The organism is Mesorhizobium sp. NFR06 (assembly GCF_900115245.1).
In the GTDB taxonomy this organism is placed as follows: domain Bacteria; phylum Pseudomonadota; class Alphaproteobacteria; order Rhizobiales; family Rhizobiaceae; genus Mesorhizobium.
In genome coordinates, this window is the sequence record NZ_FOVT01000009.1 from 1 (window position 1) to 24,497 (window position 24,497).

24 protein-coding genes are annotated in these 24,497 nt (G+C 63.7%); 6 read left to right on the forward strand and 18 right to left on the reverse strand.

Annotated elements, in window-relative coordinates:
- Nucleotides 1-246: 246 nt before the first annotated feature.
- The 14 genes from F3H96_RS16900 to F3H96_RS16965 form a co-directional block, all read right to left on the reverse strand.
- Entirely contained in the window at nt 247-873 is a 627-nt protein-coding gene (locus tag F3H96_RS16900) for a sarcosine oxidase subunit gamma family protein (protein WP_149802867.1), read from the reverse strand.
- Entirely contained in the window at nt 866-3,847 is a 2,982-nt protein-coding gene (locus F3H96_RS16905; RefSeq protein WP_149802868.1) for a sarcosine oxidase subunit alpha, read from the reverse strand. The genes F3H96_RS16900 and F3H96_RS16905 overlap by 8 nt, the downstream gene beginning before the upstream one ends.
- Nucleotides 3,847-4,122 carry a sarcosine oxidase subunit delta gene (locus F3H96_RS16910; RefSeq protein WP_149802869.1) on the reverse strand — a complete coding sequence of 92 codons (276 nt, stop codon included), beginning with the start codon at nt 4,120-4,122 and terminating at the stop codon, nt 3,847-3,849. Before F3H96_RS16910 ends, F3H96_RS16905 begins: the two co-directional genes overlap by 1 nt.
- A gap of 16 nt (nt 4,123-4,138) precedes the next feature.
- A complete protein-coding gene (locus F3H96_RS16915) occupies nt 4,139-5,392 on the reverse strand; it encodes a sarcosine oxidase subunit beta family protein (RefSeq protein WP_149802870.1) in 1,254 nt (417 codons plus the stop codon).
- 91 nt (nt 5,393-5,483) lie between these two features.
- The gene (glnT, locus tag F3H96_RS16920) at nt 5,484-6,791 is read right to left on the reverse strand and encodes a type III glutamate--ammonia ligase (RefSeq protein WP_149802871.1); all 1,308 of its coding nucleotides are present in this window, start codon (nt 6,789-6,791) and stop codon (nt 5,484-5,486) included.
- Between the two features lie 40 nt (nt 6,792-6,831).
- The gene (locus F3H96_RS16925; protein WP_149802872.1) at nt 6,832-8,160 is read right to left on the reverse strand and encodes an FMN-binding glutamate synthase family protein; all 1,329 of its coding nucleotides are present in this window, start codon (nt 8,158-8,160) and stop codon (nt 6,832-6,834) included.
- Between the two features lie 6 nt (nt 8,161-8,166).
- The gene (locus F3H96_RS16930) at nt 8,167-8,898 is read right to left on the reverse strand and encodes a GXGXG domain-containing protein (RefSeq protein WP_149802873.1); all 732 of its coding nucleotides are present in this window, start codon (nt 8,896-8,898) and stop codon (nt 8,167-8,169) included.
- 4 nt (nt 8,899-8,902) lie between these two features.
- Nucleotides 8,903-9,799: a glutamine amidotransferase family protein gene (locus F3H96_RS16935; RefSeq protein ID WP_149802874.1), complete on the reverse strand. Its 897-nt coding sequence runs from the start codon at nt 9,797-9,799 to the stop codon at nt 8,903-8,905.
- A gap of 85 nt (nt 9,800-9,884) precedes the next feature.
- Complete coding sequence (locus F3H96_RS16940; protein ID WP_149802875.1) at nt 9,885-10,214, reverse strand: hypothetical protein; 330 nt, start codon at nt 10,212-10,214, stop codon at nt 9,885-9,887.
- Nucleotides 10,211-10,900: a hypothetical protein gene (locus F3H96_RS16945; RefSeq protein WP_188131431.1), complete on the reverse strand. Its 690-nt coding sequence runs from the start codon at nt 10,898-10,900 to the stop codon at nt 10,211-10,213. The genes F3H96_RS16940 and F3H96_RS16945 overlap by 4 nt, the downstream gene beginning before the upstream one ends.
- Before the next feature lie 45 nt (nt 10,901-10,945).
- Nucleotides 10,946-12,352, reverse strand: a complete 1,407-nt coding sequence (locus F3H96_RS16950; RefSeq protein WP_149802876.1) for an amino acid permease — start codon at nt 12,350-12,352, stop codon at nt 10,946-10,948.
- Nucleotides 12,353-12,365: 13 nt separating this feature from the next.
- On the reverse strand, nt 12,366-12,527 hold the full coding sequence (locus F3H96_RS16955; RefSeq protein WP_149802877.1) for a hypothetical protein: 162 nt from the start codon (nt 12,525-12,527) through the stop codon (nt 12,366-12,368).
- A 30-nt stretch (nt 12,528-12,557) separates the two neighbouring features.
- Nucleotides 12,558-12,935, reverse strand: coding sequence for a hypothetical protein (locus F3H96_RS16960; protein ID WP_149802878.1), 378 nt, complete (start codon nt 12,933-12,935; stop codon nt 12,558-12,560).
- Nucleotides 12,936-12,946: 11 nt separating this feature from the next.
- Entirely contained in the window at nt 12,947-13,234 is a 288-nt protein-coding gene (locus F3H96_RS16965; RefSeq protein ID WP_149802879.1) for a hypothetical protein, read from the reverse strand.
- Nucleotides 13,235-13,522: 288 nt separating this feature from the next.
- Here F3H96_RS16965 and F3H96_RS16970 point away from each other — a divergent pair, with 288 nt between their 5' ends.
- The 4 genes from F3H96_RS16970 to F3H96_RS16985 all read left to right on the forward strand — a co-directional run bounded on the left by F3H96_RS16970 (nt 13,523) and on the right by F3H96_RS16985 (nt 17,409).
- A complete protein-coding gene (locus tag F3H96_RS16970) occupies nt 13,523-14,656 on the forward strand; it encodes an aminomethyltransferase family protein (RefSeq protein WP_149802880.1) in 1,134 nt (377 codons plus the stop codon).
- Nucleotides 14,657-14,800: 144 nt separating this feature from the next.
- A complete protein-coding gene (locus tag F3H96_RS16975) occupies nt 14,801-15,397 on the forward strand; it encodes a dimethylamine monooxygenase subunit DmmA family protein (protein WP_149802881.1) in 597 nt (198 codons plus the stop codon).
- Nucleotides 15,394-16,359 carry a PDR/VanB family oxidoreductase gene (locus F3H96_RS16980; RefSeq protein WP_149802882.1) on the forward strand — a complete coding sequence of 322 codons (966 nt, stop codon included), beginning with the start codon at nt 15,394-15,396 and terminating at the stop codon, nt 16,357-16,359. The genes F3H96_RS16975 and F3H96_RS16980 overlap by 4 nt, the downstream gene beginning before the upstream one ends.
- 9 nt (nt 16,360-16,368) lie before the next feature.
- Nucleotides 16,369-17,409 carry a DUF3445 domain-containing protein gene (locus tag F3H96_RS16985; protein WP_149802883.1) on the forward strand — a complete coding sequence of 347 codons (1,041 nt, stop codon included), beginning with the start codon at nt 16,369-16,371 and terminating at the stop codon, nt 17,407-17,409.
- Between the two features lie 251 nt (nt 17,410-17,660).
- Here F3H96_RS16985 and F3H96_RS16990 read toward each other — a convergent pair whose 3' ends face one another.
- Complete coding sequence (locus tag F3H96_RS16990) at nt 17,661-18,383, reverse strand: XRE family transcriptional regulator (protein ID WP_149802884.1); 723 nt, start codon at nt 18,381-18,383, stop codon at nt 17,661-17,663.
- A 259-nt stretch (nt 18,384-18,642) separates the two neighbouring features.
- Between F3H96_RS16990 and F3H96_RS16995 the strand changes: the two genes are divergently transcribed.
- Nucleotides 18,643-20,001: an NAD(P)/FAD-dependent oxidoreductase gene (locus F3H96_RS16995; protein WP_149802885.1), complete on the forward strand. Its 1,359-nt coding sequence runs from the start codon at nt 18,643-18,645 to the stop codon at nt 19,999-20,001.
- A gap of 56 nt (nt 20,002-20,057) precedes the next feature.
- Here the strand turns inward: F3H96_RS16995 and F3H96_RS17000 are convergent, their stop codons facing one another.
- The 3 genes from F3H96_RS17000 to F3H96_RS17010 form a co-directional block, all read right to left on the reverse strand.
- Entirely contained in the window at nt 20,058-20,822 is a 765-nt protein-coding gene (locus F3H96_RS17000; RefSeq protein ID WP_149802886.1) for an SDR family oxidoreductase, read from the reverse strand.
- 87 nt (nt 20,823-20,909) lie between these two features.
- Nucleotides 20,910-21,800, reverse strand: coding sequence for a DUF427 domain-containing protein (locus F3H96_RS17005; RefSeq protein ID WP_149803072.1), 891 nt, complete (start codon nt 21,798-21,800; stop codon nt 20,910-20,912).
- 5 nt (nt 21,801-21,805) lie between these two features.
- On the reverse strand, nt 21,806-23,461 hold the full coding sequence (locus F3H96_RS17010) for an ABC transporter substrate-binding protein (RefSeq protein ID WP_149802887.1): 1,656 nt from the start codon (nt 23,459-23,461) through the stop codon (nt 21,806-21,808).
- A gap of 127 nt (nt 23,462-23,588) precedes the next feature.
- Between F3H96_RS17010 and F3H96_RS17015 the strand changes: the two genes are divergently transcribed.
- Nucleotides 23,589-24,497, forward strand: a complete 909-nt coding sequence (locus F3H96_RS17015; protein WP_149802888.1) for a LysR family transcriptional regulator — start codon at nt 23,589-23,591, stop codon at nt 24,495-24,497.

Consider the following 24,497-nt stretch of genomic DNA (forward strand, 5'->3'; position numbering starts at 1 on the left):
CTCGAATGGCATCCCGAACCCCCTCGCGCAAAACGCGCAAAACTGTTCGCGATGTCCTCGCACACCTGTTCGCGATGTCCCCGGTCCAAACACCCCTGTGGGAGAAGGTGGCCGCGTAGCGGCCGGATGAGGGGTGCTCCAGGAAAAGCCAGCGTCTCACTCCGCTGGAACACCCCTCATCCGTCTCGGCGCTATCGCGCCGATCCACCTTCTCCCACAACAAGGGGAGAAGGAGAGGGCGCACCGCTACGCCAGCTGCTCGGAGTGGCCGATCGTCAGGCCGTACTCGGCGGCCGAGTCCAGCATCGTATGCGACAGGCTCTCGGCAAAGGTCGCAAACACCAGCAGATTGAACACCGCGTGTCCGTCGGCCCGATCCTTGCCGCGCCACAGCGTGATGCTGGTGTGATCCATCGACGTTGCCGCTGCTGCGCCTACGCCGAACACATCGGGGTGCAGGTCGATCGACGACAGCTTGGCGAGCATCGCGCGTGCCTTGTCGCCGGAGACGCTGATCAGCGCCCGCGCATGCGATTGGTCGGAAAGCGAGGCCGAGCCGGCAAAGCCGGGTGCAAGTGCTTCGATCGAGTGCCTGCCGCCTTTCGACAAAACGAAGAACTGGTCGGGTCCAGACCAGATCAGCGTCGCGTCGGCGGTGCCGACCGCCTTCGGCGTCTCCGGCGCGGCGATACCGAAGCGCGCTTTCGCGGCCTTCCCCATCTCGCCGGCCTTGCCGCGCCGCGCCATCACCTGGACGAGGTCGAAATTGCGGATCTCCGTCAGCGACACGCCGGCTTCGCCCGGCGCGCCATAAGGGCCGGCGACCAGCGCGCGGTCGAGCGGGCTGCGGACGTCCCAGGAAAAATCAGCCACGCTGGCGCCCTCCATCCGGATCGTAGAAGACGGAATTGCAGAGCTCGACATCATAGTCTTCGCCGCGCAGCGGATCATGCGCGCGCACGATCTCGCCGATGCGCTCACGCCCGCGCTCGACGAGGCCGAGCCCGATCCACTGGTCGAGCACCGGCGAGAAACAGACCGAGGTGACATAGCCCCGGTCGTTGTCGGGGCCAGGCGTCTCGCCCTTGGGAATGATGTGCGCGCCTGAGCGCAGGCGTCGGGCCTTGTCGGTCGGCTTGATGCCGACGACGACCTGCCGGTTCGGCGCCACCAGCGCCTCGCGGCCGGCCATGACGCGGCCGATGAAATCCTTCTTGGTCGACATCATCTTGCCGAGCCCGAGATCGGCCGCTGTGGTCGTGCCATTGAGCTCCGGCCCTGCGACATGGCCCTTCTCGATGCGCATCACGCCGAGCGCCTCGGTGCCGTAGGGCGTCACGCCGAATGGCTTGCCGGCGATCATCAGATTGCGAACCAGCGCTTCGCCGTAACGGGCCGGCACCGAAATTTCGAACGCCATCTCGCCGGAGAAGGAGATGCGGAACAGCCTGGCCTTCATGCCACCGCGCAGCTTGACCTCGCGCGCGCCCATGAAGGGAAAACCTTCATTCGAAAGGTCTTCCGCGGGATCGACGATCTCCCTCAGCAGGTCGCGCGTCTTCGGTCCGGCGATCGAGAACTGCGCCCATTGGTCGGAGACCGAGGTCAACTGCACGTCCAGGTCGGGGAACAGCACCTGCCGGCAGAACTCCAGATGCTGCATCACCAGTCCGGCTTTCGCCGTGGTGGTGGTGAGGAAATAATGATCTTCGGCCAGTCGCGAGGTCGTGCCGTCGTCATAGACGATACCGTCCTCGCGCAGCATCAGCCCGTAGCGCGCCTTGCCGACGGCAAGACTGGAGAACGCATTGATGTAGACGCGGTCGAGGAAGGCGCCGGCGTCGGGGCCGTGCACGTCGATCTTGCCGAGCGTCGAGACATCGCAGAAGCCGACGCCGCCGCGCACCGCCTTGACCTCGCGTGTGACCGATTCCAGCCAGTCCTTCTCGCCCGCGCGGGGGTACCACTGTGCGCGTTTCCATAAGCCGGTGTCGACGAAGACGGCGCCCTGTTCGGCCGCCCAGTGATGCGACGGCGTCAGCCGCGTCGCGTGGAAATTCTCGTCGCGATGGCGGCCGGCGAAAGCGCCGATGGCGACCGGCACGTAAGGCGGCCGGTAGATGGTCGTGCCCGTCTCCGGAATGGACTTGCCGCTCACCGCCGCCATGATGGCGAGGCCGGCGACGTTCGAGGTCTTGCCCTGGTCGGTCGCCATGCCGAGCGTCGTGTAGCGCTTGAGATGCTCGACCGATTGAAAACCCTCGCGCTGGGCCAGCTCGACATCGGAAGCGGTGACGTCATGCTGCTGGTCGACGAAGGCCTTGCCCTCGCCGGTGACATGCCAGAGCGGCGTCAGCGAAAACGCCTCGTCGTCGGCGACCGGCATCAAGCCCGTGCTGCCGCTGCGCCCGGCATCGCGCGCCGCGGCAGCGCCAGCCTCGAAACCTTCGCGCAGGCAGGCGCCAAGACCGAAGGCGGCGTTCGCCGCGCCCGCCGCCGCCACGCCGGGTGGCGCGCCATCCGGCACGAAGGCGGCGATGTCATCGCGCCATTTCGGCCGGCCGCGATGGTAGGAGGTGAGGCCGACCGCCGGGTTCCATCCGCCGGAGACCGCAAGTCCGTCGGCCTCGACCTCGGCGCGCGCGCCGCCGGTCAGCGAGACGGAAATCTTGCGCATGCCGTTCTTGCCGCCATCGACGCCGTTGACCGAACCGTTGAGCACGGTGAATCCGTTCTTGGAGGCAAGCGAACGGTGAGCGGGCGAGACCTCCGCCCGCGCATCGATCACCGCCGCGATCTGCAGTCCGGCGCCGAGCGCGGTTTCCACCGTGCGCCAGCCGTCCTCATTGTTGGTGAACAGCGCGACACGCCGTGCTGGCGTTGCCGCGTAACGATTGATGTAGCTGCGCATCGCCGACGCCATCATCACGCCCGGCGTGTCGTTGCCGGCAAAGACGATGGGACGTTCGATCGCGCCGGCGGCGACCACGCAGCGTTTCGCCACGATGCGCCACAGCCGCTGGCGCACTTGATGCTCCGGCGGCACCGGCAGATGGTCGTTGACGCGCTCGATCGCGCCATAAGTGCCGCCGTCATAGACGCCGAACAGCGTCGTGCGGGTCATGATGCGCACATCCGGCATCGCTGTCAGTTCGGCAAGCGCGCGCGCAACCCATTCGGTCGCGGGCAGCCCATCGATCGTGCCGCCATCGGCGAGCAGCCGCCCGCCAAGGACAAAATCCTCTTCGCAAAGGATGACGCGCGCGCCGCTGCGACCTGCGGCAAGGGCAGCGGCGAGACCGGCCGGGCCGGAGCCCGCGATCACCACGTCGCAATGCGCCCAGGCCTTGTCATAATGGTCGGGGTCGGGAACCTGGGCGGCGCGACCGAGGCCCGCAGCACGGCGGATCGCCGGCTCGTAGATTGATTCCCAGAACTTCGCCGGCCACATGAAGGTCTTGTAGTAGAAGCCGGCGACGAAGATCGGCGCAAACAGCTGGTTGACCGCCATCACGTCGAAATTGAGTGATGGCCAGCGGTTCTGGCTGGCGGCTTCCAGGCCCTCATAAAGCTCGGCCGTCGTCGCCTTGGTGTTCGGCTCGCGCCTGGCGCCGCTACGCAGTTCGACCAGGGCGTTCGGCTCTTCCGATCCGGCGGTCAGGATGCCGCGAGGACGGTGATACTTGAACGAGCGGCCGACGAGCTTGACGCCGTTGGCGACCAGCGCGGACGCCAGCGTGTCGCCCTTGAACCCGGAGAATGTCTTGCCGTCGAAACGGAAGTTCAACGGTGCCGAACGGTCGATGAGGCCGCCATTGGTCAGCCGGTTTGCCTGATTGCCGCGCATCACGCACCAACCTTGGCGGCGCCGGCGCCCGCCGCCGGCTCAACGGCCGAAATCTCATGCGTCAGCGTGTTGCGCGTGACCTTCAGCCAGGCCCGGCATCCGCCGCCATGGTACCAGTGCTCGCTCATCAAGCCGGCGATGTTGTCGCGCAGATAGACGTAGTCGTAGACGGCGTCCTCGCCGGCATCGGCCGCGGGGCGTTGCGGCTTGGCGTCACCCAGATAGGTGAACTCGCCGAGTTCGCGTTCGCCGCAGAAGGGACAGGTTATGCGCATGGTTTTCCGACTGTCATCAGTGCAGGTTCGGTTGGGCGCCCTGGCCCTTCTCGTCGATCATGGCGCCGCGCTGGAAGCGGTCGAGGCCGAAAAGCGCGGCTTCCTTGTGCGATTGATCGCGGGCGATGAGATGGGCAAAAACCAAGCCCGAGCCGGGCGTCGCCTTGAAGCCGCCATAGCACCAGCCGGCATTGATATAAAGGCCGTCGACCGGGCTCTTGTCGATGATCGGCGAGCCGTCCATCGACATGTCCATGATGCCGCCCCACTGGCGCAACAGCCGCACGCGGCCGATCATCGGGATCAGCGCCATGCCGCCTTCGCAGACATCCTCGACCACTGGCAGGTTGCCGCGCTGGGCGTAGGAATTGTAGCCGTCGATATCGCCGCCGAAGACCAGTCCGCCCTTGTCGGACTGGCTGACATAGAAGTGCCCGGCGCCGAAGGTCATGACGTTGGGCAAGAGCGGCTTGATCGCCTCCGAGACGAAGGCCTGCAGCACGTGGCTTTCGATCGGCAACCGCAGCCCGGCCATCGCCGCGACCCGCGACGAGGAGCCTGCGACCGCCATGCCGACCTTGCCGGCGCCGATCTTGCCGCGCGAGGTCTCCACGCCGGTCACCTTGCCGTTGGCGTCGCGGGTAAAGCCGGTGACTTCGCAGTTCTGGATGATGTCGACGCCGAGTTCGCTCGCCGCATGCGCATAGCCCCAGACCACGGCGTCGTGCCGCGCCGTGCCGCCGCGCCGCTGCAGGAGCCCGCCTTGCACTGGGAAGCGCGCATTGTCGAAATTCAGGAAAGGCAGCATCTTCCTCAGCGCCGCCCGGTCGAGCAGCTCTGCATCGATGCCTTTGATGCGCATCGTGTTGCCGCGCCGCGCGAAGGCGTCACGCTGCGCGTCGGAATGGTAGAGGTTGAGCACGCCGCGCTGGCTGACCATCGCGTTGTAGTTGAGGTCCTGCTCCATCCTCTCCCACAGCTTCATCGACAATTCGTAGAAGCCGGTGTTGCCGGGGAGTCCGTAATTGGAGCGGATGATTGTGGTGTTGCGGCCGGCATTGCCGGAGCCGATCCAACCTTTTTCCAGCACCGCGACGTTGCGGATGCCGAACTCGCTGGCGAGGAACCAGGCTGTCGCCAGCCCATGGCCGCCGCCACCGATGATCACCACGTCGTAGCGGTCCTTGGGCGTGGCGTCGCGCCAGGTCGGCTTCCAATTCTTGTGGCCGGAAAGAGCGGCGCGGGCGAGCGAGAAGATCGAATATTTCATGAAATCATTCCAAGGCCGCTCGCCCCACTCCGGACCTTTCTCGACGCATCGGATCTGTCCGAAACCGCTTCGCACTTTTCGGTCCGATGCTCTAGATATCCAGCGTGTGGTCGCGCTCCCACTGCGTGAAGTGCGAAGCATAGGAATTCCATTCCTGTTGCTTCAGCTTTAGATATGCCGACGAAAATTCCTCACCCAGCGCCGCCTTGAGCGATTTGTCGTTGTCGAACTCGCGCAGCGCGTCGAGCAGGTTGAGCGGCAGTTTCGGAGCGTCCGTGACGGTGTGGCCGAGCTGATACATATCGATGTCGTAGCGCTTGCCGGGATCGGCCTTTGAGCGGATGCCGTCGAGACCGGCGGCGATGATCACGGCCTGCAGCAAATACGGGTTGGCGGCACCGTCCGGCAGACGCAGTTCGAAACGGCCGGGGCCTGGCACGCGCACCATGTGGGTGCGATTGTTGCCGGTCCAGGTCACCGTGTTCGGCGCCCAGGTCGCGCCCGAAATGGTGCGCGGCGCATTGATGCGCTTGTAGGAATTCACCGTCGGATTGGTGATCGCGGCGAGCGCCGAGGCATGTTTCATGATGCCACCGAGGAAGTTCTTGCCCTTGGTCGAGAGGCCGAGCTCCATTGTGTTGTCGGCAAACACATTGGTCTTGCCGGTCTCGTCCCAAACCGAGATGTGCGCATGGCAGCCGTTGCCGGTCAGGCCCTGGAACGGCTTGGGCATGAAGGTCGCGCGCAGGCCATGTTTCTCCGCGATCGACTTGACCATGAACTTGAAGAAGGAATGCTTGTCGGCGGTCGCCAGCGCGTGGTCGAAGGACCAGTTCATCTCGAACTGGCCGTTGGCGTCCTCATGGTCGTTCTGGTACGGGCCCCAGCCGAGCGCCAGCATGTGGTCACAGATCTCGGCGATCACGTCATAGCGGCGCATGACCGCCTGCTGGTCGTAGCAGGGCTTCGAGGCGGTGTCGTATTGATCGGAGATCGCGCTGCCGTCCGGCGACACCAGGAAGAACTCGGCCTCGACGCCGGTCTTGACATGCATGCCGTCGCGCGCGGCTTCGGCGATCAACCGCTTCAGCGTGTTGCGCGGCGCCTGGTCGACCTCCTTGTCGTCCATGATGCAGTTGGCGGCCACCCAGGCGACGTCGGGCTTCCACGGCAATTGGATCACCGAGTCCGGATCCGGCACCGCCAGCATGTCGGGATGCGCCGGCGTCAGATCGAGCCATGTGGCGAAACCGGCAAAGCCCGCGCCGTCCTTTTGCATATCGGCGATCGCCTGTGCCGGCACCAGCTTGGCGCGCTGGCCGCTGAACAGGTCGGTATAGGAGATCATGAAATATTTGACGCCGTTCTCCTTGGCGAATGCGGCGAGATCGTTCCCCATTTATGTAGTTCCCTCGCGAAATTGGATGCTGGTTGGTGTTCTAGAAGCCGGTTTTCCCTGGTATCCAGTTGGTGCCGGCGAGCGGCACGCCGGCCATGGCGGCAGCCTCGATCGAGAGCGCGACGAGATCCTCGGGCTCGAGATTGTGCAGGCTGTTCTTGCCGCAGGCGCGGGCGATGGTCTGTGCTTCCAGCGTCATCACCTTGAGATAGTTCGCGAGCCGCCGTCCGGCCGCGATCGGGTCGACCCGCTTCATCAGCTCGGGGTCCTGCGTGGTGATGCCGGCCGGGTCGCGGCCCTCATGCCAGTCGTCATAAGCGCCGGCGGTGGTGCCGAGCGCATTGTATTCTGCTTCCCAGCGTGGATCGTTGTCGCCGAGCGCGACGAGCGCGGCCGTGCCGATCGACACCGCGTCGACGCCGAGCGCCAGCGCCTTGGCGACATCGGCGCCGTTGCGGATGCCGCCGGAGACGATGAGCTGCACCTTGCGGTGCATGCCGAGGTCCTGCAGCGCCTGCACCGCCGGCCTGATGCAGGCAAGCGTCGGCTGGCCGACATTCTCGATGAACACCTCCTGGGTCGCCGCCGTGCCGCCCTGCATGCCGTCGACCACGACGACGTCGGCGCCGGCCTTCACCGCGAGCGCGGTGTCGTAATAGGGCCGCGCCCCGCCGACCTTGACGTAGATCGGCTTTTCCCAGTCGGTGATCTCGCGCAACTCGAGGATCTTGATCTCGAGATCGTCGGGGCCTGTCCAGTCGGGATGGCGCGAGGCCGAGCGCTGGTCGATGCCCTTGGGCAGCGTACGCATCTCGGCGACGCGGTCGGAGATCTTCTGTCCCAAAAGCATGCCGCCGCCACCGGGCTTGGCGCCCTGGCCGACCACCACCTCGATGGCGTCGGCGCGGCGCAGGTCGCGCGGGTTCATGCCGTAGCGCGACGGCAGATACTGGTACACCAGCGTCTTCGAATGGCCGCGTTCCTCCTCGGTCATGCCGCCGTCGCCGGTCGTGGTCGAGGTGCCGGAGAGCGTGGCGCCGCGGCCGAGCGCTTCCTTGGCCGGACCGGAGAGCGAGCCGAAGCTCATGCCGGCAATGGTGATCGGAATCTTCAGCTCGATCGGCTTCCTGGCATGGCGCGAACCGAGCACCACCGAGGTGTCGCAGCGCTCGCGATAGCCTTCGAGCGGATAGCGCGAGATCGACGCGCCGAGGAACAGCAAATCGTCGAAATGCGGCAGCTTGCGCTTGGCGCCGGCGCCGCGGATGTCATAGATGCCTGTCGCCGCGGCGCGGCGGATTTCCGAAAGCGTGTAGTCGTCGAAGGTCGCGGATTTGCGCGGCGTCGTCGGCGGGTTGCGGTAGGTCATCTTGCCTCAATACGCGTCGGCGTTGTCGATATTGAAATTGTAGAGTTTGCGGGCAGAGCCGTAGCGCTTGAACTCCGACGCCTTGACGCCGGTGACGCCGGCCTTGTCGAGAAGGCCCTGCAGCAACTCGATGTGCTCGGGCCGCATCTCCTTGGCGATACAGTCGGCGCCGAGGCTTTCCACCTTGCCGCGCACGAAGAGCCGCGCTTCGTAGATGGAATCGCCCAGTGCGTCGCCGGCATCGCCCAGCACCACCAGGTTGCCCGACTGCGCCATGAAGGCCGACATGTGGCCGATATTGCCGTGCACGACGATGTCGATGCCCTTCATCGAGATGCCGCAGCGCGACGAGGCGTTGCCCTCGATGACCAGCAGACCGCCGCGGCCGGTGGCGCCGGCATATTGGCTGGCGTCGCCCTTGATGACGATCGAGCCCGACATCATGTTCTCGCCGACGCCGGGGCCGGCCGACCCGTGCACGGTGATCGCAGCGCCGTCGTTCATGCCGGCGCAGTAATAGCCGACGCTGCCGCGAACATCGATGGTGACCGGCTGGTCGACACCGACGGCGACCGAGTGGCTGCCCTTCGGGTTGAGCACTTCCCAGGCGGTCTCGTTCGAGCCGGGAGCGAGCTTGTGCAGCGCCTGGTTCAATTCGCGCAGCGAGTGCTCGGAGAGGTCGAAGACCCTCGCATGGCCTTGCTCGCGCTCAGCCTTCGACATTGTGGTTGCCGGCATCAGCTCAGTGCTCCCAGAAATAAACGGTTGCGGGCTCAGGCTCCCAGACCCGCGCATTGTCGATGCCGGGCAGCTTGGTCAGCGCGCGATATTCCGAGCCGAAGGCGACATATTGGTCGGTCTCGGCCATGACCGCGGGCTTGCAGGCGATCGGATCGCGCACCACGCCGAAGCCGTTCTTGGTGCCGACGACGAAGGTGAAGAAGCCGTCGAGGTCGGAGAGCGTGCCTTCCAGCGCCTCGCCGAGATTCTTGCCATGCGCCATCCGGTTGGAGAGGTAGGCGGCGGCCACTTCGGTGTCGTTCTCGGTCTCGAAGGTCATGCCGTCGCGGATCAGTTCGCGGCGCACATTGTTGTGGTTGGAGAGCGAGCCGTTGTGCACCAGGCATTGGTCGGCGCCGGTCGAGAAGGGGTGGGCGCCCATCCTGGTGACCGCCGATTCCGTCGCCATGCGGGTGTGGCCGATGCCATGCGTGCCGGTCATGGAGCGCACGTCGAAGCGATCGACGACGGCTTCGGGCAGGCCGACTTCCTTGTAGATTTCCACCGCTTCGCCGGCGCCCATGATGCGGATGTCGGGCCGCAGCGACTGCAGCGCCTCGCGCGCCGCGTCGACCTTGTCCGGCGTGGTCCTGATCACCGCATGCGTCGATTTCACGGCAACGCCCACCGGCGCGCCGATCGCCTTGGCGAGTTCGATGTCGAGGCCGCGGAAATCGCGCTCGGGCTTCGGCGACTGCACGGTGATCTTGGCTTCATTGCCGCTTGCTGCGCCGTAGATCGCGATGCCGGCGCTGTCCGGGCCGCGGTCGCTGAGCGACACCAGCATCTCCGACAGCATGGCGCCGAGCTTCGGCTCAAGCGCCTTGTCCTTCAAGAAAAGTCCGACGATTCCGCACATGCCAGCCTCCGACGTTTTTGGCTCTCAGATGGTGTACCCAATGACTAAGCCGAATTCAATTGGTATGAAAGAAATTTTCCTGTAGTTATATTTCGGACGCCTCATTGCCGTCGGCGCTATCGCCGCCCGGGCGCGCCTTGTGAACCCAGATCGCATGCCGGATGCGGGCGATCCTGTAGGCGTCGAGGACCGACAGCGCGTAGATCAGGAAGCCGCCGGCATGGCGGCCGATGAAGCTGGCGTCGGCGGGCGCCACCTTGGCCGTCACCCAGCCAAGGATCACCATGAAGAACAGGAACTGCAGGCCGCGCACGGGCACACCAAGCATAACATGACCGCTTGCCGGCAAGACGATCGCCGCGCCGAGCACGAGATAAGGATTGGCCGGAGCGGAGGAAGCGACGCCATCGGTCATGCTGCTTGCCTTTCGCGCCGGTTGATGGCGTCGCGGAGCCTCGACGCCACCTCGAGCAATCGTTCGATCAAAGCGGGATCGATCCTTGTGTCGCCGAATGCGGCCTGCCGGAACACGCCGTAGCGTGCGCGCTCGGCCTCGGCCAGCAGCCACACGATGCGCACGCCCTTGGGCGTGATCAGCAATTCCTTGGCGCGGCTTTCGGCAAAAATGTCGGTATGCGAGGCGATCAAATCCTGCGGGAAGGCGACGCCCTTTCGATCCGTGCGCAGCACCGCTTCGGCGGGAAAGCCGAGCACTTTCGGCAGCGTGTGCGCAAGATGGTCGAAATTTGAAAATGTCGTCGCCGAGTTTGGCCGCATCATCATGTCGAACGTGCCCGGCACCGCGACCGGCTCGGTGATCGAGACGCTCAGCCAGCGCGTCGGCAGCTTTCGCGTCGCCAGCGTGTCGACGATGGTGCGCAGCTGAACGCGCTGACCGTTCCAGGAGCCGGCGAAGGTGACGACGCCGGCCGTGCCGTCGGAAATGTCGGCGGCGTCCGCAAGGACAGTGCGAACGCTGGCCGTGTCGGCGGCCAAAGCGGCCCTTGCCCTGTTGCGGCTGGCGCGCGCGAGCCAAGCGATATGGGCGACGACGCCCAATGCGATCGCTCCGGCAAGCAATACTGACGTCAGCTCGGCCATTTCGGTACGCCACGGCCGCCATCGACAGGCGGGCCTTTACTCCACTCAATAGCCCTGCGGCTTCGGCCATGGCATGGAGAACTGGTCGCCGCGCCGAACGAATTTGTAGCGGTAGAAGTGAAACCAAAGCGAAATCAGGAAATAGAAGACGGTCATCGCGATCAGCTGCGAGCCGAAGCCGAGGAAGATGGCGAAGAAAGTCACCATGCACAGGCAGAACAAGACGATCGCCGGCAGCGGATGGAAGGGGTGGGTGTAGCCGCGGCGGATCGAGCCCAGCGGCCACTTCTTGCGGAACATCATGATGTTGATGCTCATGAAAGTGTATTGCAGCACACCCGACAGGATCGAGAAGGTGATCGCCTGGTTGAGGTCGGCGATGAAGGCGAAGGCAAGCGCGATCGGCAGCAGGAACAGGATCGAGCGATACGGCGTGCGATACTTCGGATGCACCGCCGAGAACCAGCTCGGCAGATAGCGGTCGCGGCCGAGCGAGAACCAGGCGCGCGCCGCATCGTTGATGCAGCCGTTGGCCGAGGCCAGTGCTGCCAGCAGCGTCGCGATGAACAAGAGGTTTTCCAGCAGCGGGCTGCCGGTCAATTTGCCGGCGTCCCACAGCGGATAATAAGTGATGCCGAGATATTCCCAGGGCATCAGCGAGGCGCAGACATACCAGGTCATGGCGGCGGCGATGAGAAGCGTGATCATGCCGGCCATCGTACCGTAGGGCAGGGAGCGCGCCGGCGAGCGCACCTCCTCGGCGGCCTGGGTCGTGCCCTCGATGCCGAGGTAATACCAGATGCCGAACTGGAAGGCGGCGATCACACCGATCCAGCCATAGGGCAGCGCATTGCCGGGGGTGACCAGTTCGTTGAGCTTCAGCACCGCCCCTTGCGTCCACGGGCTGACCGAGAAGAACAGGATGACGATCGAGACATAGGCGATCGCGGTGATGACGAAGTTGACGTTGAGCGTCATCAGCACGCCGCGATAGTTGAGCCAGGCGAGCACCACGATGGTGGCGGCGATGAAGGAATTGTGCGTCAGTCCCTCGACACCGGCCTTGGCGACGATCGTGTCGCCGAGCAGGATGGCGTCCGACACTTCGAGCATGGTGTAGGCAAACACCAGGAACAGCGCGACGTTGAATGCCATCAGCGGCCCGACGATGTGCTTGGCCTGCGCGTACTGGCCGCCGGCGGCGGCGACCGTCGACGTCACCTCGGAATCGATCATCGCGACCGAGGTGTAGAGCAGCCCGACGATCCAGCAGACGATCAGCGCGGCCAGCGCGCCGCCCTTGTCGGCGGAGAAATTCCAGCCGGTGAACTCGCCCACCAGCACGATGCCGACGCCGAGCGCCCAGACATGCGCGGGGCCGAGCACCCGAAGCAGCGAGACCCTGTCGCCGTGGATTGTCGTGGTTTGTGCCGTTTCAACCGCAGCCGTCATCGTCAGTCCCCACTCAGATCCGGTGTTTTTCGGAAACGGCTTCAAGCTCGCCTTCGCGAGAAGAGGTCAGCATGGCCTCGGAATAGGTCGTGTCGACCTTGAACCAGTCGTAGAGCATCCACAGCGCGAGCACGACCGAGATGCCCCAGCAAGCATAAGACAGTCCTATCCACATCGTGTTTTCCCCGGACTATTGGTCGAAGGTCTATTTGTCGTCGAACTTCTCGTTGATGACCTCGCGATATTCGCGATCGGAGGCGCGGAACAGGAAGACGAAATAGGCGATCAGGACGACCGCCATGATGACCAGCGTCGGCCAGTCGATGATGTAATGGAAGCGGTTCTGGATGATGTCGTGCGCCATCTCCGGCGTGTAGCCCAGCTTTTCCCAGATCGAGGCCATGGTCGCATTCTGGCCGAGCGCGTCCCAGGTCTTGGCGTCGAGCGGATCGATTGACTTCGCCGCCCCGGCGAGACCGAGCTTCAGCGGCAGCCAAAGCGCGACGAAAATAGCGACCACCACGACCGCGATGTCGAAGATCTGCCCGGCCTTGTTCTGCTCCGGCGGGATATAGCGAGCCATGATTTCCCTCTTCAGGATTGACGGTTGCGGGCAGCGTCGGCGTTCTTGATGTCGAGCCCGTAGATGAAGTCCTTGTCTTCCTTGTAGTGGTTGAGCATGGCGAGGATGGCGGCGGTGTTGAAGACAAGCACCGCGGCGGCCGCAATCGCCACCACGACCTTGATTCCGCTGTCGGGGATGTATGGCCATGTCATCAGGAGGACGAAGAGGATCGTCGCCCACAGGCAGACGATCAGGAGCACGGATCCGCGCAGGTCGGAACGGTACAGCGCTTCGATGCGCTGCTGCAGGTCGGACATCGGTTTTCCCCTTCTGGCGACGTCCGGCCCCGAAATGCGACCGGGCGTCCACTCTTTCTGCAGAGTGAAATTTTTTTCATAAATTCCGCTTGAATTTCGCAATTGTCAAGCCGGATTTACGCTTCGTAAACCGCTTGTTCCAGGTCAAGAAATTTGCCTGACAATGAAATTATTTGCTTCAAGGGGATTGCAGCGCTTCGACGTTTGCGGTCAATATTCGATCAAGCTCCGCCGCCAAGCAGGAGCAGGGAACAGCAACGACCTTTAAATCGCACGGAGGACGATCGGATGACGGCATCCTGGAGATTCTCGACCCTGGCGGATCGCCATCGCGCGCTCGGCTCGAAACTCGAGGACTGGAGCGGAATGGGCACCGCCTGGACCTACGACAAGGACGCCGACGAGGAATATATCGCCATCCGCACCAGGGCCGGCCTGATGGACGTCTCCGGCCTGAAGAAGGTTCACATCACCGGGCCGCACGCCTCGCATCTCATCGACCTTGCCACGACGCGCGACGTGGAAAAGATCTATCCCGGCAAATCGGCCTATGCCTGCATGCTGAACGAAGCCGGAAAATTCACCGACGATTGCATCCTCTACCGCATCAGCCCGAATTCCTGGATGGTCGTGCACGGCTCCGGCACCGGCCATGAGGAGTTGCAGCGGGCAGCGATGGGCCGCGACGTCTCGCTGCGCTTCGACGACAATCTGCATGACCTGTCGCTGCAAGGGCCGACCGCGGTCGACTATCTGGCCAGGCATGTGCCCGGCATCCGCGACCTCAACTACTTCCATCACATGCACACCCAGCTCTTCGGCTTGCCCGTCATGATCTCGCGCACCGGCTACACCGGCGAGCGCGGCTACGAGATTTTCTGCCGCGGCCAGGATGCCGGCACGATCTGGGACAGGATCCTCGACGAAGGCAAGAGCGCCGGCATCATCCCGTGCCGCTTCACCACCCTCGACATGCTGCGCGTCGAGAGCTACCTGCTGTTTTACCCCTACGACAATTCGCAAAAATATCCGTTCGAGAATGAAGGCCCAGGCGACACGCTGTGGGAGCTCGGCCTCGACTTCACCGTCAGCCCCGGCAAGACCGGCTTTCGCGGCGCCGAGGAGCATTACCGGCTGAAGGGCAAGGAGCGCTTCAAGATCTATGGCGTGCTGCTCGACGGCAAGGTGCCGGCCGATGAAGGCGCGCCCGTGTACCGCGACGGCAAAAAGGTCGGCGTGGTGACCTGCGCCATGTATTCACCGCTGGTCGAGAAGTCGATGGGCATCGCCCGCCTCGACGTCGACTGCGCGGTCAAGGACACCAGCCTCGAGATCGGCAACAGGAGCGGTTCCATCAAGGCGACGGCCCAGCCATTGCCGTTCGATGATCCGAAGAAGACCAAGCGCACCGCCAAGGGTTGAGGCATCATCAACGGGGAGGGGTTGCGAGGCACGAAGAGCAATTCCAGGAAACGGTGTGAAACGGTTTTCCGTCCGGAATTGCGTCAAAACAAGGAGTTGGAGCGGGCCGACGTTTCCTGAAACGGCGAACTGCTCTAAGAGAGAATGGCAGCCAAGACGATCATCAGCCGGCCGGTTTACGGAACCTTGTCTCCACAGCCCGGCAAGCATCATCTTTTCATCGCCGACGCGGAAGGCGCGCTCGCGATAACGGACATGGCCGGCAAGGCTCCGGCCGGCTTTTTCGACGGCGCCGAAATCGTCTTCGTTCCCGGCCGCGAGGGCAAGCACGTCGCGGCCCTCGAAGCCTTGCAGCCGGTGCAGCTTCATGTCGCGCCGTCCTTTGCCAGCCTGTTGCCGCGGCTGAAGCAGACGCTGACCAACGCGCATATGGGCCTGCGCCTCTATCTTGCCGGGACCGAGGGCCTGATCGGCCAGGCCATGCAGGCCGCGCTCGAAGCCGGCATCGACCACACCTCCATGCAGACCGAGCATCGCGGCTCGCTGGCGCGGCGCATGCAATGCGTGCACTGCAAGGGCATCACCGAGAATGTGACGACACAGCCGGCGCTCTGCGCGCATTGCGGTCTGCTGCTGCTGGTTCGCGATCATTATTCGCGCCGGCTGGCCGCCTTCCAGGGCGTGTGCATCAACGCCGAGGATCGCTCGGAGATTCCTCCGATGGAGGAGGCTTTCCCATGAGCACCGGCACCACCAAGCTCGATGTCGTCGTCAGCGACGTCGTCCCGGTCAACGAACTGGTCACCCGTTTTCACTTTCGTCGTCGCGACGGTGAGCTGTTGCCGACCTTTTCCGGCGGCGCCCATGTCGTGGTCGAGATGCGTGACGGCGACCGCACCAGGCTCAATCCCTATTCGCTGATGGGCTCGCCGCTCGACACGCGCGAATACACCATCTCGGTGCGGCGCGACGATGTCGGCCGCGGCGGTTCGCTGTTCATGCATCGGCAGGTCGAGCCCGGCCTGGACATGGTGATCAGCTATCCGGTCAACCTGTTCTCGCTCGATCTGCGCGCCAGGAAACATCTGATGCTGGCCGGCGGCATCGGCATCACGCCGTTCATGGCGCAGACCGCGCAGCTGGCAGGCGCCGGCGGCAATTTCGAATTGCACTATACCTGCCGCACCGCCTCGCTCGGCACCTATGCCGACGTGCTCCAGCAGCGCTACGGCAATCGGGTCAGGCTCTATCACGACGACCGCGAAGAGCGCATCGATCTCGAGCGGCTGTTGTCCTCGCAGCCGCTCGGCACGCATCTCTATGTCTGCGGCCCGGCCGGCATGATCAATTGGGTGCGCGATCGCGCGGCCGCGCTCGGTTGGCCGCCCGAGACCGTGCATTTCGAGCATTTCGCGGCGCCCCAGCCCGGCGCGCCGTTCGACGTGACGCTGGCCGTCAGCGGCAAGACGATCCGCGTCGGCTCACAGCAGAGCCTGCTCGAAGCCATCGAAGCGGCCGGCGTCGACCCGCCCTATCTGTGCCGCGGCGGCGTCTGCGGCCAGTGCGAGACCAATGTCATCTCTTGCGACGGCAAGTTCATCCACAACGACCACTGGCTGAGCGAGGAAGATCACCGTTCCGGCTGCAAGATCATGCCTTGCGTCTCGCGCTTCGAGGGCAAGTCGCTGGTCCTGGAAAGATAGGAGGCGAGCATGGGCATCACCTTTCGCAAGGAAACGTTTCGCGACGACTACACCTTCAGGAACAGCCCTGAACACGTCAGGCGCTTTCCCTTTCCGTTCAACGAAGACGCCTACATGTATGCGGTCAACATCGAGCCGCATGTCGTCGGGCCGAAGGGCAGCGTGCTTGAGAACCTGATCGACGTCGACGAGCACTATGTCGCCGAGATGCAGGATCGAGCGCTGGTGCTGGCGGAAGATCCGCTGCGCTGCCAGTCGCTGCCGCATATGACCCTCGCGGGCTGGGACCTGTTGGAACTTCTCATGGAACAGCAGGCGCTCGGCTATCCCGAGCATTTCACGCTGAGCCGCGACGGCGACCGCTGGCGCTGGATCAACCGGCCGCTCGGCATCGACGACACCTTCACCTTCGGTGACACCTCGACGCTGCCCTATGGCCCGATGGAGTACATCACCCGGCAGAGCCAGGGCGATTTCTGCATCCTCGACCAGCGCGACGGCAATCTGTGGATGGATGCCGGCATGGTCACCACCCAGGCCGACTGGTCGCTCGACTTCGACATCGGCATGAATTTCTTCGAATGGCACGCGCCGGTGCCGCTGGCGCATGAGAAAGGTATTTTCACGCGCGCGCTGAAATTCCTCACCAACATCCAGCAGGGCAAGCCGGCGCGCCGCCTCAACTGGACGATGACCATCAATCCGCGTCTCGACACCAGTCCCGAGAACTATCACAAATGGGGTCCGGACCGCGCCACCGTCACGCCCGAGAATGTCGGCCAGAAGGTGCATCTGCGTGTCGAACTGCAAAGCTTCTGGCGGCTGCCGCGCTCTAACGGCATCGTCTTCCCGATCCGCTGCTACCTGATCAAGATGGACGAACTGGTCACGCAGCCGAAATGGGCGCGGCGCCTGCATCGCGTCATCCGCGACCTGCCGGAAGAGCTTGCTACCTACAAGGGCCTGACCCGTTACCGCCCGACGCTGGTCGAGTGGCTGTCCAAGCTCGACGACGGCAGTCCGACGAGCCCGGGGTTCGGGCCGGATTGAAACTGCTGATCTCCCCCTTGGACGACCCGGCGCCGACATTGGAGATTGGCCGAAATCCCCGTGACGTCGTCATACTCGGCCTTGACCCGAGTATCCATGCCGTGACCGCTGTCCCGGTGCGCGACGGCGCGGAATTCCGTAATCGTTGCAACGCCTTAGCATCACAGCATGGATTCTAGGGTCTGCGCGCGTCGCTTCGCTCCTTGCTTCGCCCTAGAATGAAGAAGCGCGGTAAGGAGGAGATTAGCCGGTCAGCCCGCGCTGTTCTGCGGATAGCAGATGATCGACAGATAGCGCATCGGCAATTTCGTCAGCTCTTCCGGTCCATGCGGCGCGTCGGCATCGAAGAACAGGCTGTCGCCGGGCTTCATCGGATAGAGGTTGTTGGCGTGGCGGTAAACGACCTCGCCTTCGAGCATGTAGAGGAACTCCATGCCCGCATGCTGGAAGGTCGGGAACACGTCCGAATTCTCGGTCAGCGTGATGAGATAGGGCTCGACGATAACGCCGCTGGTGTTGGCGCCGATATGGCCAAGCAGATTGTACTGATGGCCGGCGCGCGTTCCGCGCCGCTCGACATCGACGCCTTCGCCGGCCTTGACGAAAACGGCGCTGTGCTCTTCCTCGAAGCGGCGGAAGAAGGCGGTCACCGGAACGCCCAACGCGCGCGACAGCGCCTGCAGCGTCGTCAGCGACGGCGAGGTGATGCCATTCTCGATCTTCGACAGCATGCCGAGCGAAATGTCGGTGGCGGCGGCGAGATCGGCGACGGTGATGCCGAGCTTCTTGCGGAAGGCGCGCACCTCATGGCCGATCGCCACTTCGAGCACCTTTTCGCGCGTGTCGCGGATGGCGTGCGGATCCTGGGTCAGCGGCGTGCGGATCGTGCGCCCGTCGGCCGAAACGCGCTTCGGCGTCGCCTTGTCCTTGGCGGCCGAATCGCGCGGCCTCGTGCCAGAAGTCTTGTTCGCCATGTTGCCCCGATTCCCTGCGGATTTATTTCACTCAAGGTGAACATATTCGGTGGCGGTACAGGAGCGCAACCGCGACGACAAGCCATCGGATGCGCAGACGATCGCCCGCTGTCCACACCAACGCAGTCGCTCTGCGCAGAATAACCGTTTCGGGCAAAGCGCGTTGCCGCAGATGTTTGTTGACAGCACCGAAGACCCAATTACTGTCACTGTCAGTGAAATTTGTTTCGTCGGGGAAATCAAAAAGAGGAGGCCCGCAATGAAATCTCGTGTTGCCGTGATCGGAGCCGGACCGTCGGGCCTGGCGCAGCTAAGGGCCTTTAAATCGGCGGCCGACAAGGGCGCCGAGATTCCGGAAATCGTCTGCTTCGAAAAGCAGAGCGACTGGGGCGGCCTGTGGAACTACACCTGGCGCACCGGCCTCGACGAGCATGGCGACCCGGTGCATGGCTCGATGTACCGCTACCTTTGGTCGAACGGCCCGAAGGAATGCCTCGAATTCGCCGACTACACGTTCGAGGAACATTTCGGCCGGCCGATCGCCTCCTATCCGCCGCGCGCCGTGCTGTGGGACTACATCAAGGGCCGCGTCGAGAAATCGGGCCTGCGCGAATGGGTGCGCTTCAACAGCCCGGTGCGCATGGTGACCTATTCCGACGAGACGAAGACATTCACCGTCACCGCGCATGACCGCACCAACGACGTGACCTATTCGGAAGAGTTCGACAACGTCGTCGTCGCGTCGGGGCATTTCTCGGTGCCCAACGTGCCCTTCTTCGAAGGCTTCGCGACCTTCAACGGCCGCATCCTGCACAGCCACGATTTCCGCGATGCCATGGAGTTCAAGGGCAAGGACATCCTTATCATCGGCCGCTCCTACTCGGCCGAGGACATCGGTTCGCAGTGCTACAAATACGGCGCGAAATCGATCACCTCCAGCTACCGCTCCAAGCCGATGGGCTTCAAATGGCCGGAGAACTGGAAGGAAGTGCCGCTCTTGCAGAAGGTCGTCGGCAAGACGGCGCACTTCAAGGACGCTACCACCAAGGACGTCGATGCCATCATCCTGTGCACCGGCTACCTGCATTCCTTCCCTTTCCTGACCGACGATCTCAAGCTCAAGACCGCCAACCGCATGTGGCCGCTCGATCTCTATGAGGGCGTCGTCTGGGAGAAGAATCCAAAACTGTTCTACATCGGCATGCAGGACCAGTTCTACACCTTCAACATGTTCGACGCGCAGGCGTGGTACGCGCGCGATGTCATCATGGGTCGCATCAAGCTGCCCTCCGCCGAGGCGATGGCCGAGCACAGCGCCAAGTGGCGTGCCCGCGAGGAGACGCTTGAAGACGCCGAGCAGATGATCTGGTTCCAGGGCGACTACACCAAGGAACTGATGGACCAGACCGACTATCCGGGCTTCGATGTCGAGGCGGTCAACCGCACCTTCATGGAGTGGGAGCACCACAAGATGGAAAACATCATGACTTTCCGCGACAACGCCTATCGCTCGCTGATGACCGGCACGATGGCGCCGGTCCACCATACGCCCTGGCTGCAGGCGCTGGACGATTCCATGGAGAGCTATCTCGAGGTGAAGGGCGTGGCGGCCGAGTAGGGGGCGCTGTTACGCCGAGATTTCTGTGGAGACGCTGGGTCAGTCGTCGCCTCGTGCTACCAGCAGACGTAGCCGCCATCGACGATCAGGTCGAGGCCGGTGACGAAGCTCGACGCGCGGCTGGCCAGGAATACAGTCGGTCCGACCATTTCCTCCGGTTCCGCCATGCGCCCCATCGGCGTGTCGCGTTTGAAGATTTTTATTTCCTCCGCCACCTCGGGCCGCTTGTTCATCGGCGTCAGCGTGTAGCCCGGGCTGACAACATTGACGCGCAAGCCGCGGTCGGCCCATTCCATGGCGAGGCTTTTCGACATGTGGATGACGGCGGCCTTGGAGGAGTTGTAATGCGCCTGCGTCAGCCCCCTGTTCACGATGGTGCCCGACATCGAAGCTATGTTGATGATCGAGCCGGCGCGTCGAGGAAGCATGACGCGCGCTTCGGCCTGACAGGATAAAAATACACCCGCTACATTGACCTCGTGCACCTTGCGCCATTTTTCCAGCGACATGGTCTCGGCCGCTTCCGAGCCGGCGATGCCGGCATTGTTGACGGCGACAGTCAGCGCGCCGAGTTCGGCTCCAACGCGATCGATCGCAGTTGCGAGATCGCTTTCGGAAGTGACGCTGCCAATCAGCACCAACGCTTTCTTGCCAAGCTCCGTGATCCTTTGCGCGGTTTCCTCAAGCCCGCCCTTGGACGCATGGCCGAAACAAGCGACGTTGGCGCCAGCTTCGGCCAGTCCGATCGCGATTGCCCGGCCGATGCCGCTGCCGGCGCCGGTGACCAGCGCGACGCCGCCATCGAGCCTGAAAAGATCCATCGCTCGCCCTCCCTTTGTTTTGGGCAGGGTATGCGCTGAACCGCGCCTCGATCAAGTGGCGCCGGCGCCAGTGGGCTCGGTGCAACCTTAGAAATAGCCTTCCGACGCCGCCGTCGCTTCCTTCGGGATCTCGACCCCGTCGACCAGGATCGTGTCGACCAGTTCGTGGTGGAAGCAGACGAGACCCTTGATGCGCTCGGCCTCATGCACCGGCTCGGGATAATACCAGACCAGGTTCTCGTGCCGCTTCTTGGGCGTCGTCACGTGGTAATAGTTGGAGATGCCCTTGTAGGGGCAGCGCGAGATGTAGCGGCTGGGTGAAAACATATCGAGCCGCGTATCCGAGATCGGCAGATAGTGGCGCACAGGATGCCCGGTCTCGAACAGGAACACGCCGCGCCGTGAATCCGCCACCTGCTCGCCATCGAGGATCACTTGCACGCGCCGCGAGGAGGGCAGGCAGTCGACGCGCCGGAACGGGTCGCGGGCGTGGACGAAGATCTCCTCGTCCTCCTCATACCAATGGGTCATCTTCGGCCAATAGAAGGAGATGTAGTCGCCGATCGGCGGACAGCCCTTGACGGGGTTGAGGTAGCGCCACGCGCCGTCCTCGACCAGCGTGATGCCGGTGTTGAGCGAATAATGCGTGGCAACGCCCTTGAACGGGTCTTCCGTCGTCGTCCGGCTCGGCAGCAGGAACTCCTCGCGCACGTCGCTCATCGGGAAGTAATAGACCGGCAGATGGTCGCTTTCCTGGAACACCAGCGCCTTCGTGGTGTCGGCGACGATCATCGGCCCGACCTGCACCCTGATCCGCTTGGGCGAGGGCATGGTGAAGGCGACATAGCCCGGCTCGAACTCATATTGCACGATCGAGTCGAGGACAGGGAAATGCGGCCCGCGGCCGCGCAGATGGGGCTTGCGAATGGTACTTGTCCTCTTCTCGTCGTTTGCCGCCGGGTTCTTGCGGGCGGTCATGGTCATCATGCCACCGACACCCGATCGAGCAGCAGGCCGGCGGCGATCGGCGGCACGCCGCTGACGTTCTTGCGCACCGGCACCAAAAGGTCCGGGAAATAGCTGAAGATCACCGGCGTCTCGTCGAGCAGCAGCTTCTGGATGTCGGATGCGGCCTTGCGCTGGGCGTCGAGGTCGAGCGCCTTGAGATAGCCGGCGACCATCCCGTCATAGGTCGTGTTCTTGAAATGCGCGGCGTTCCATGGGCCGTCGCTGACCAGGGGACTTTTCAGGAAAACGTTCGGCACGCTGCGATGCGCGTAGTCGGTGATGCCGAGCGGGCTGTCCAGCCAGTCCGACTGGCCGAACACCGCCTTGCCGTAATATTTGTCCTGGTCCTCGATGTTGAGCGAGATGCGGGCGCCGATCTCCTTGGCGAAGTTCTGGAAGAGCTGCGCATAGCCCGGAATGTCGGAATAGCGCAGCGTCGTCAGCGTCATGTCGAAGCCGCTCCCAAGCCCCGCCGCCTCCATCAACTGCTTGGCCTTGGCGATATCCTGAGTGCGCTGCGCCACCGACTTGTCGGTGACCGGAAAGGCCGGCGCGAAAGGACTGTCATTGCCGGTAGCCGCCATGCCACGGCACAAGCCGTCGACCAGCTTGGAGCGGTCGATGCACAAGGCAAGCGCCTGGCGCACGCGCTTGTCGGTGAAGGGTGCCATGTCGCAGCGCATATGGAGCTGGCGATGCGCGGTGGACGCCACGCGCAGCACGGTGATGTCGGGATTGCCCAGCACCACCTGGCTGACGTCGAGCGGGATGGCGTCGAGTACGTCGACCTCGCCCGCCTGCAGCGCCAGGATGCGCGGCTGCACGTCGCCGTAGAATTTGAACTCGAGCCGGTCGGGCAGGGCCTTCTCGCCCCAGTAGTCGGGGTTGCGCACGAAGCTCGCGCCGACCTTGGGCGTGTAGCTTTCGAGCCGGAACGGACCGGTGCCTTCAAATGTCTTCTCGTAATCGCCCTTGTAGCTCGCCGGCAGGATGACGGCGTTGTAATTGTCGATCGACACCGAATAGGGGAAGCTGCCGTTCGGCGCGTCGAGATGGAATTCGACGGTGTGGTCGTCGACCTTGCGCGTGCCACCCTTTGACAGAAGGCCCTTGAACACCGACAGCGCGTTGGAAGCGCCCGTCGGATCGGCGAGGCGATCGAAGGTCGCCACGACGTCGTCGGCCTTGAAGGCCTCGCCATTGTGGAATTTCACGCCCTTGCGCAGCTTGAAGGTCCAGACGCTGCCGTCGGCGTTGGGCGACCAGCTTTCCGCCAGCACCGGTTTTAGTGTGAGGTCCGGCTGCGTGATGCAGAGAAATTCCGCGGTCTGGAAGACAAGCTGGTAGCTGCCGCTGTCATAGAAGGTCACCGGGTCGATTGCGCCGCCAGGCACTGCGACGCCGGCGCGAACGGTACCGCCCGGTTTGCCTTCGGCGCGTGCCTCCGGAGTGCCGAGGCCGACCGCCGAAGCGATGCCGCCGAGGAAAGGCAGCGACAGGCCGAGCACGCTGCCATGGCGCAGGAATTCGCGCCTGCCGATCTTGCCGGCAAGCAATTCGTCGATAGCGGAATTTTCGATTGCGCAGAGTTGCTTGCGAGTGGCGTCGATGATCCTGAAATGCTTCGGCATGGCTGCATTCCTCGCTTCGTGTGGGTATGCCGTCATTTAGGTCACTGTTGACCGCGACCGGAAAGCGATATTTTTTGATTGCAGTCATCGGAATTTTCGATGGCGGGCCACTGAAAGGCGGGAAGTCATGGACACCGAGAATCTGCGCAGTTTCCTGGAGGTCGCGGCGCATGGCAGCTTCACCGTCGCGGCCAATCGGCTGAACCTTGCCCAGTCGACCGTGAGCGCGCGCATTCGCGGTCTGGAAGAGCAACTGGGCCGCAAGCTGTTCGTCCGCGACAGCGACGGCGTCACGCTGACGCCGGCGGGCCGGCAATTCCTGCCGCATGCCTCGACGATCACCCGCACCTGGGAGCAGTCGCGGCAGGATATCGCCGTTCCCGATGGCTACGAAACGCTGCTGCGGCTTACCGCGCCGGCCTATCTTTGGGACAGCATAACCTCGCCCTGGATCAGCTGGATGCGGCAGCGGCGGCCAAACGTGGCGCTGCGCCTCGAAGGCAGTTTCCCGGACCTTGCGATCGACCAGATAGCGGAAGGCCTGCTCGATATCTGCATCCTCTATCTGCCCAAACCGCATCCGGGCATCGTCTACGAGACGCTTGCCGTCGATCAGGTGGTTCTCGTCCAGCACGCCGAGCAGCCTGGATCGTGGACCGACAACTACATCCTGATGGATTGGGGGCTGGAGTTCCGCATCGAGCACGACCGTGCCTTTGCCGGCGTGGTAAAGCCTGCGATCTCGGCCGGGTTGGTGTTCATCGGGCTGCAGCACGTCCTGTCGCAGAAGGCGGCGGCCTACTTGCCGCTCAGCGCGGTGAGCTCGCATGTCGAGCGCGGCGAGCTGAAGCGCATCGAGGGCACGCCCGTGTTCCAGCGTCCGATCTATCTCGCCTATCCTGCGAACCCGGCCTCGTCCGATGCTCTCGACATTGCGCTCAAGGGCTTGCGGACGCTGGTCAGGGACTGGTCGGGTGCCAGTGGCTTTGCCGAGGCCGATCGCGCCCTCAGCATGGCGGATGCGCCCATGCCCTGA

Coding starts and splice junctions, on each gene's coding strand:
- F3H96_RS16965 (WP_149802879.1), bottom strand. CDS start 13,234: ATGTCCGACCTGCAGCAGCGCATCGAAGCGCTGTACCGTTCCGACCTG.
- F3H96_RS16945 (WP_188131431.1), bottom strand. CDS start 10,900: ATGGCCGAGCTGACGTCAGTATTGCTTGCCGGAGCGATCGCATTGGGC.
- F3H96_RS16960 (WP_149802878.1), bottom strand. CDS start 12,935: ATGGCTCGCTATATCCCGCCGGAGCAGAACAAGGCCGGGCAGATCTTC.
- glnT (WP_149802871.1), bottom strand. CDS start 6,791: ATGGGGAACGATCTCGCCGCATTCGCCAAGGAGAACGGCGTCAAATAT.
- F3H96_RS16940 (WP_149802875.1), bottom strand. CDS start 10,214: ATGACCGATGGCGTCGCTTCCTCCGCTCCGGCCAATCCTTATCTCGTG.
- F3H96_RS16990 (WP_149802884.1), bottom strand. CDS start 18,383: ATGGCGAACAAGACTTCTGGCACGAGGCCGCGCGATTCGGCCGCCAAG.
- F3H96_RS17005 (WP_149803072.1), bottom strand. CDS start 21,800: ATGACCGCCCGCAAGAACCCGGCGGCAAACGACGAGAAGAGGACAAGT.
- F3H96_RS17000 (WP_149802886.1), bottom strand. CDS start 20,822: ATGGATCTTTTCAGGCTCGATGGCGGCGTCGCGCTGGTCACCGGCGCC.
- F3H96_RS16980 (WP_149802882.1), top strand. CDS start 15,394: ATGAGCACCGGCACCACCAAGCTCGATGTCGTCGTCAGCGACGTCGTC.
- F3H96_RS16995 (WP_149802885.1), top strand. CDS start 18,643: ATGAAATCTCGTGTTGCCGTGATCGGAGCCGGACCGTCGGGCCTGGCG.
- F3H96_RS16910 (WP_149802869.1), bottom strand. CDS start 4,122: ATGCGCATAACCTGTCCCTTCTGCGGCGAACGCGAACTCGGCGAGTTC.
- F3H96_RS16930 (WP_149802873.1), bottom strand. CDS start 8,898: ATGCCGGCAACCACAATGTCGAAGGCTGAGCGCGAGCAAGGCCATGCG.
- F3H96_RS16935 (WP_149802874.1), bottom strand. CDS start 9,799: ATGTGCGGAATCGTCGGACTTTTCTTGAAGGACAAGGCGCTTGAGCCG.
- F3H96_RS16950 (WP_149802876.1), bottom strand. CDS start 12,352: ATGACGGCTGCGGTTGAAACGGCACAAACCACGACAATCCACGGCGAC.
- F3H96_RS16955 (WP_149802877.1), bottom strand. CDS start 12,527: ATGTGGATAGGACTGTCTTATGCTTGCTGGGGCATCTCGGTCGTGCTC.
- F3H96_RS16970 (WP_149802880.1), top strand. CDS start 13,523: ATGACGGCATCCTGGAGATTCTCGACCCTGGCGGATCGCCATCGCGCG.
- F3H96_RS16975 (WP_149802881.1), top strand. CDS start 14,801: ATGGCAGCCAAGACGATCATCAGCCGGCCGGTTTACGGAACCTTGTCT.
- F3H96_RS16925 (WP_149802872.1), bottom strand. CDS start 8,160: ATGACCTACCGCAACCCGCCGACGACGCCGCGCAAATCCGCGACCTTC.
- F3H96_RS16985 (WP_149802883.1), top strand. CDS start 16,369: ATGGGCATCACCTTTCGCAAGGAAACGTTTCGCGACGACTACACCTTC.
- F3H96_RS17010 (WP_149802887.1), bottom strand. CDS start 23,461: ATGCCGAAGCATTTCAGGATCATCGACGCCACTCGCAAGCAACTCTGC.
- F3H96_RS16905 (WP_149802868.1), bottom strand. CDS start 3,847: ATGCGCGGCAATCAGGCAAACCGGCTGACCAATGGCGGCCTCATCGAC.
- F3H96_RS16915 (WP_149802870.1), bottom strand. CDS start 5,392: ATGAAATATTCGATCTTCTCGCTCGCCCGCGCCGCTCTTTCCGGCCAC.
- F3H96_RS17015 (WP_149802888.1), top strand. CDS start 23,589: ATGGACACCGAGAATCTGCGCAGTTTCCTGGAGGTCGCGGCGCATGGC.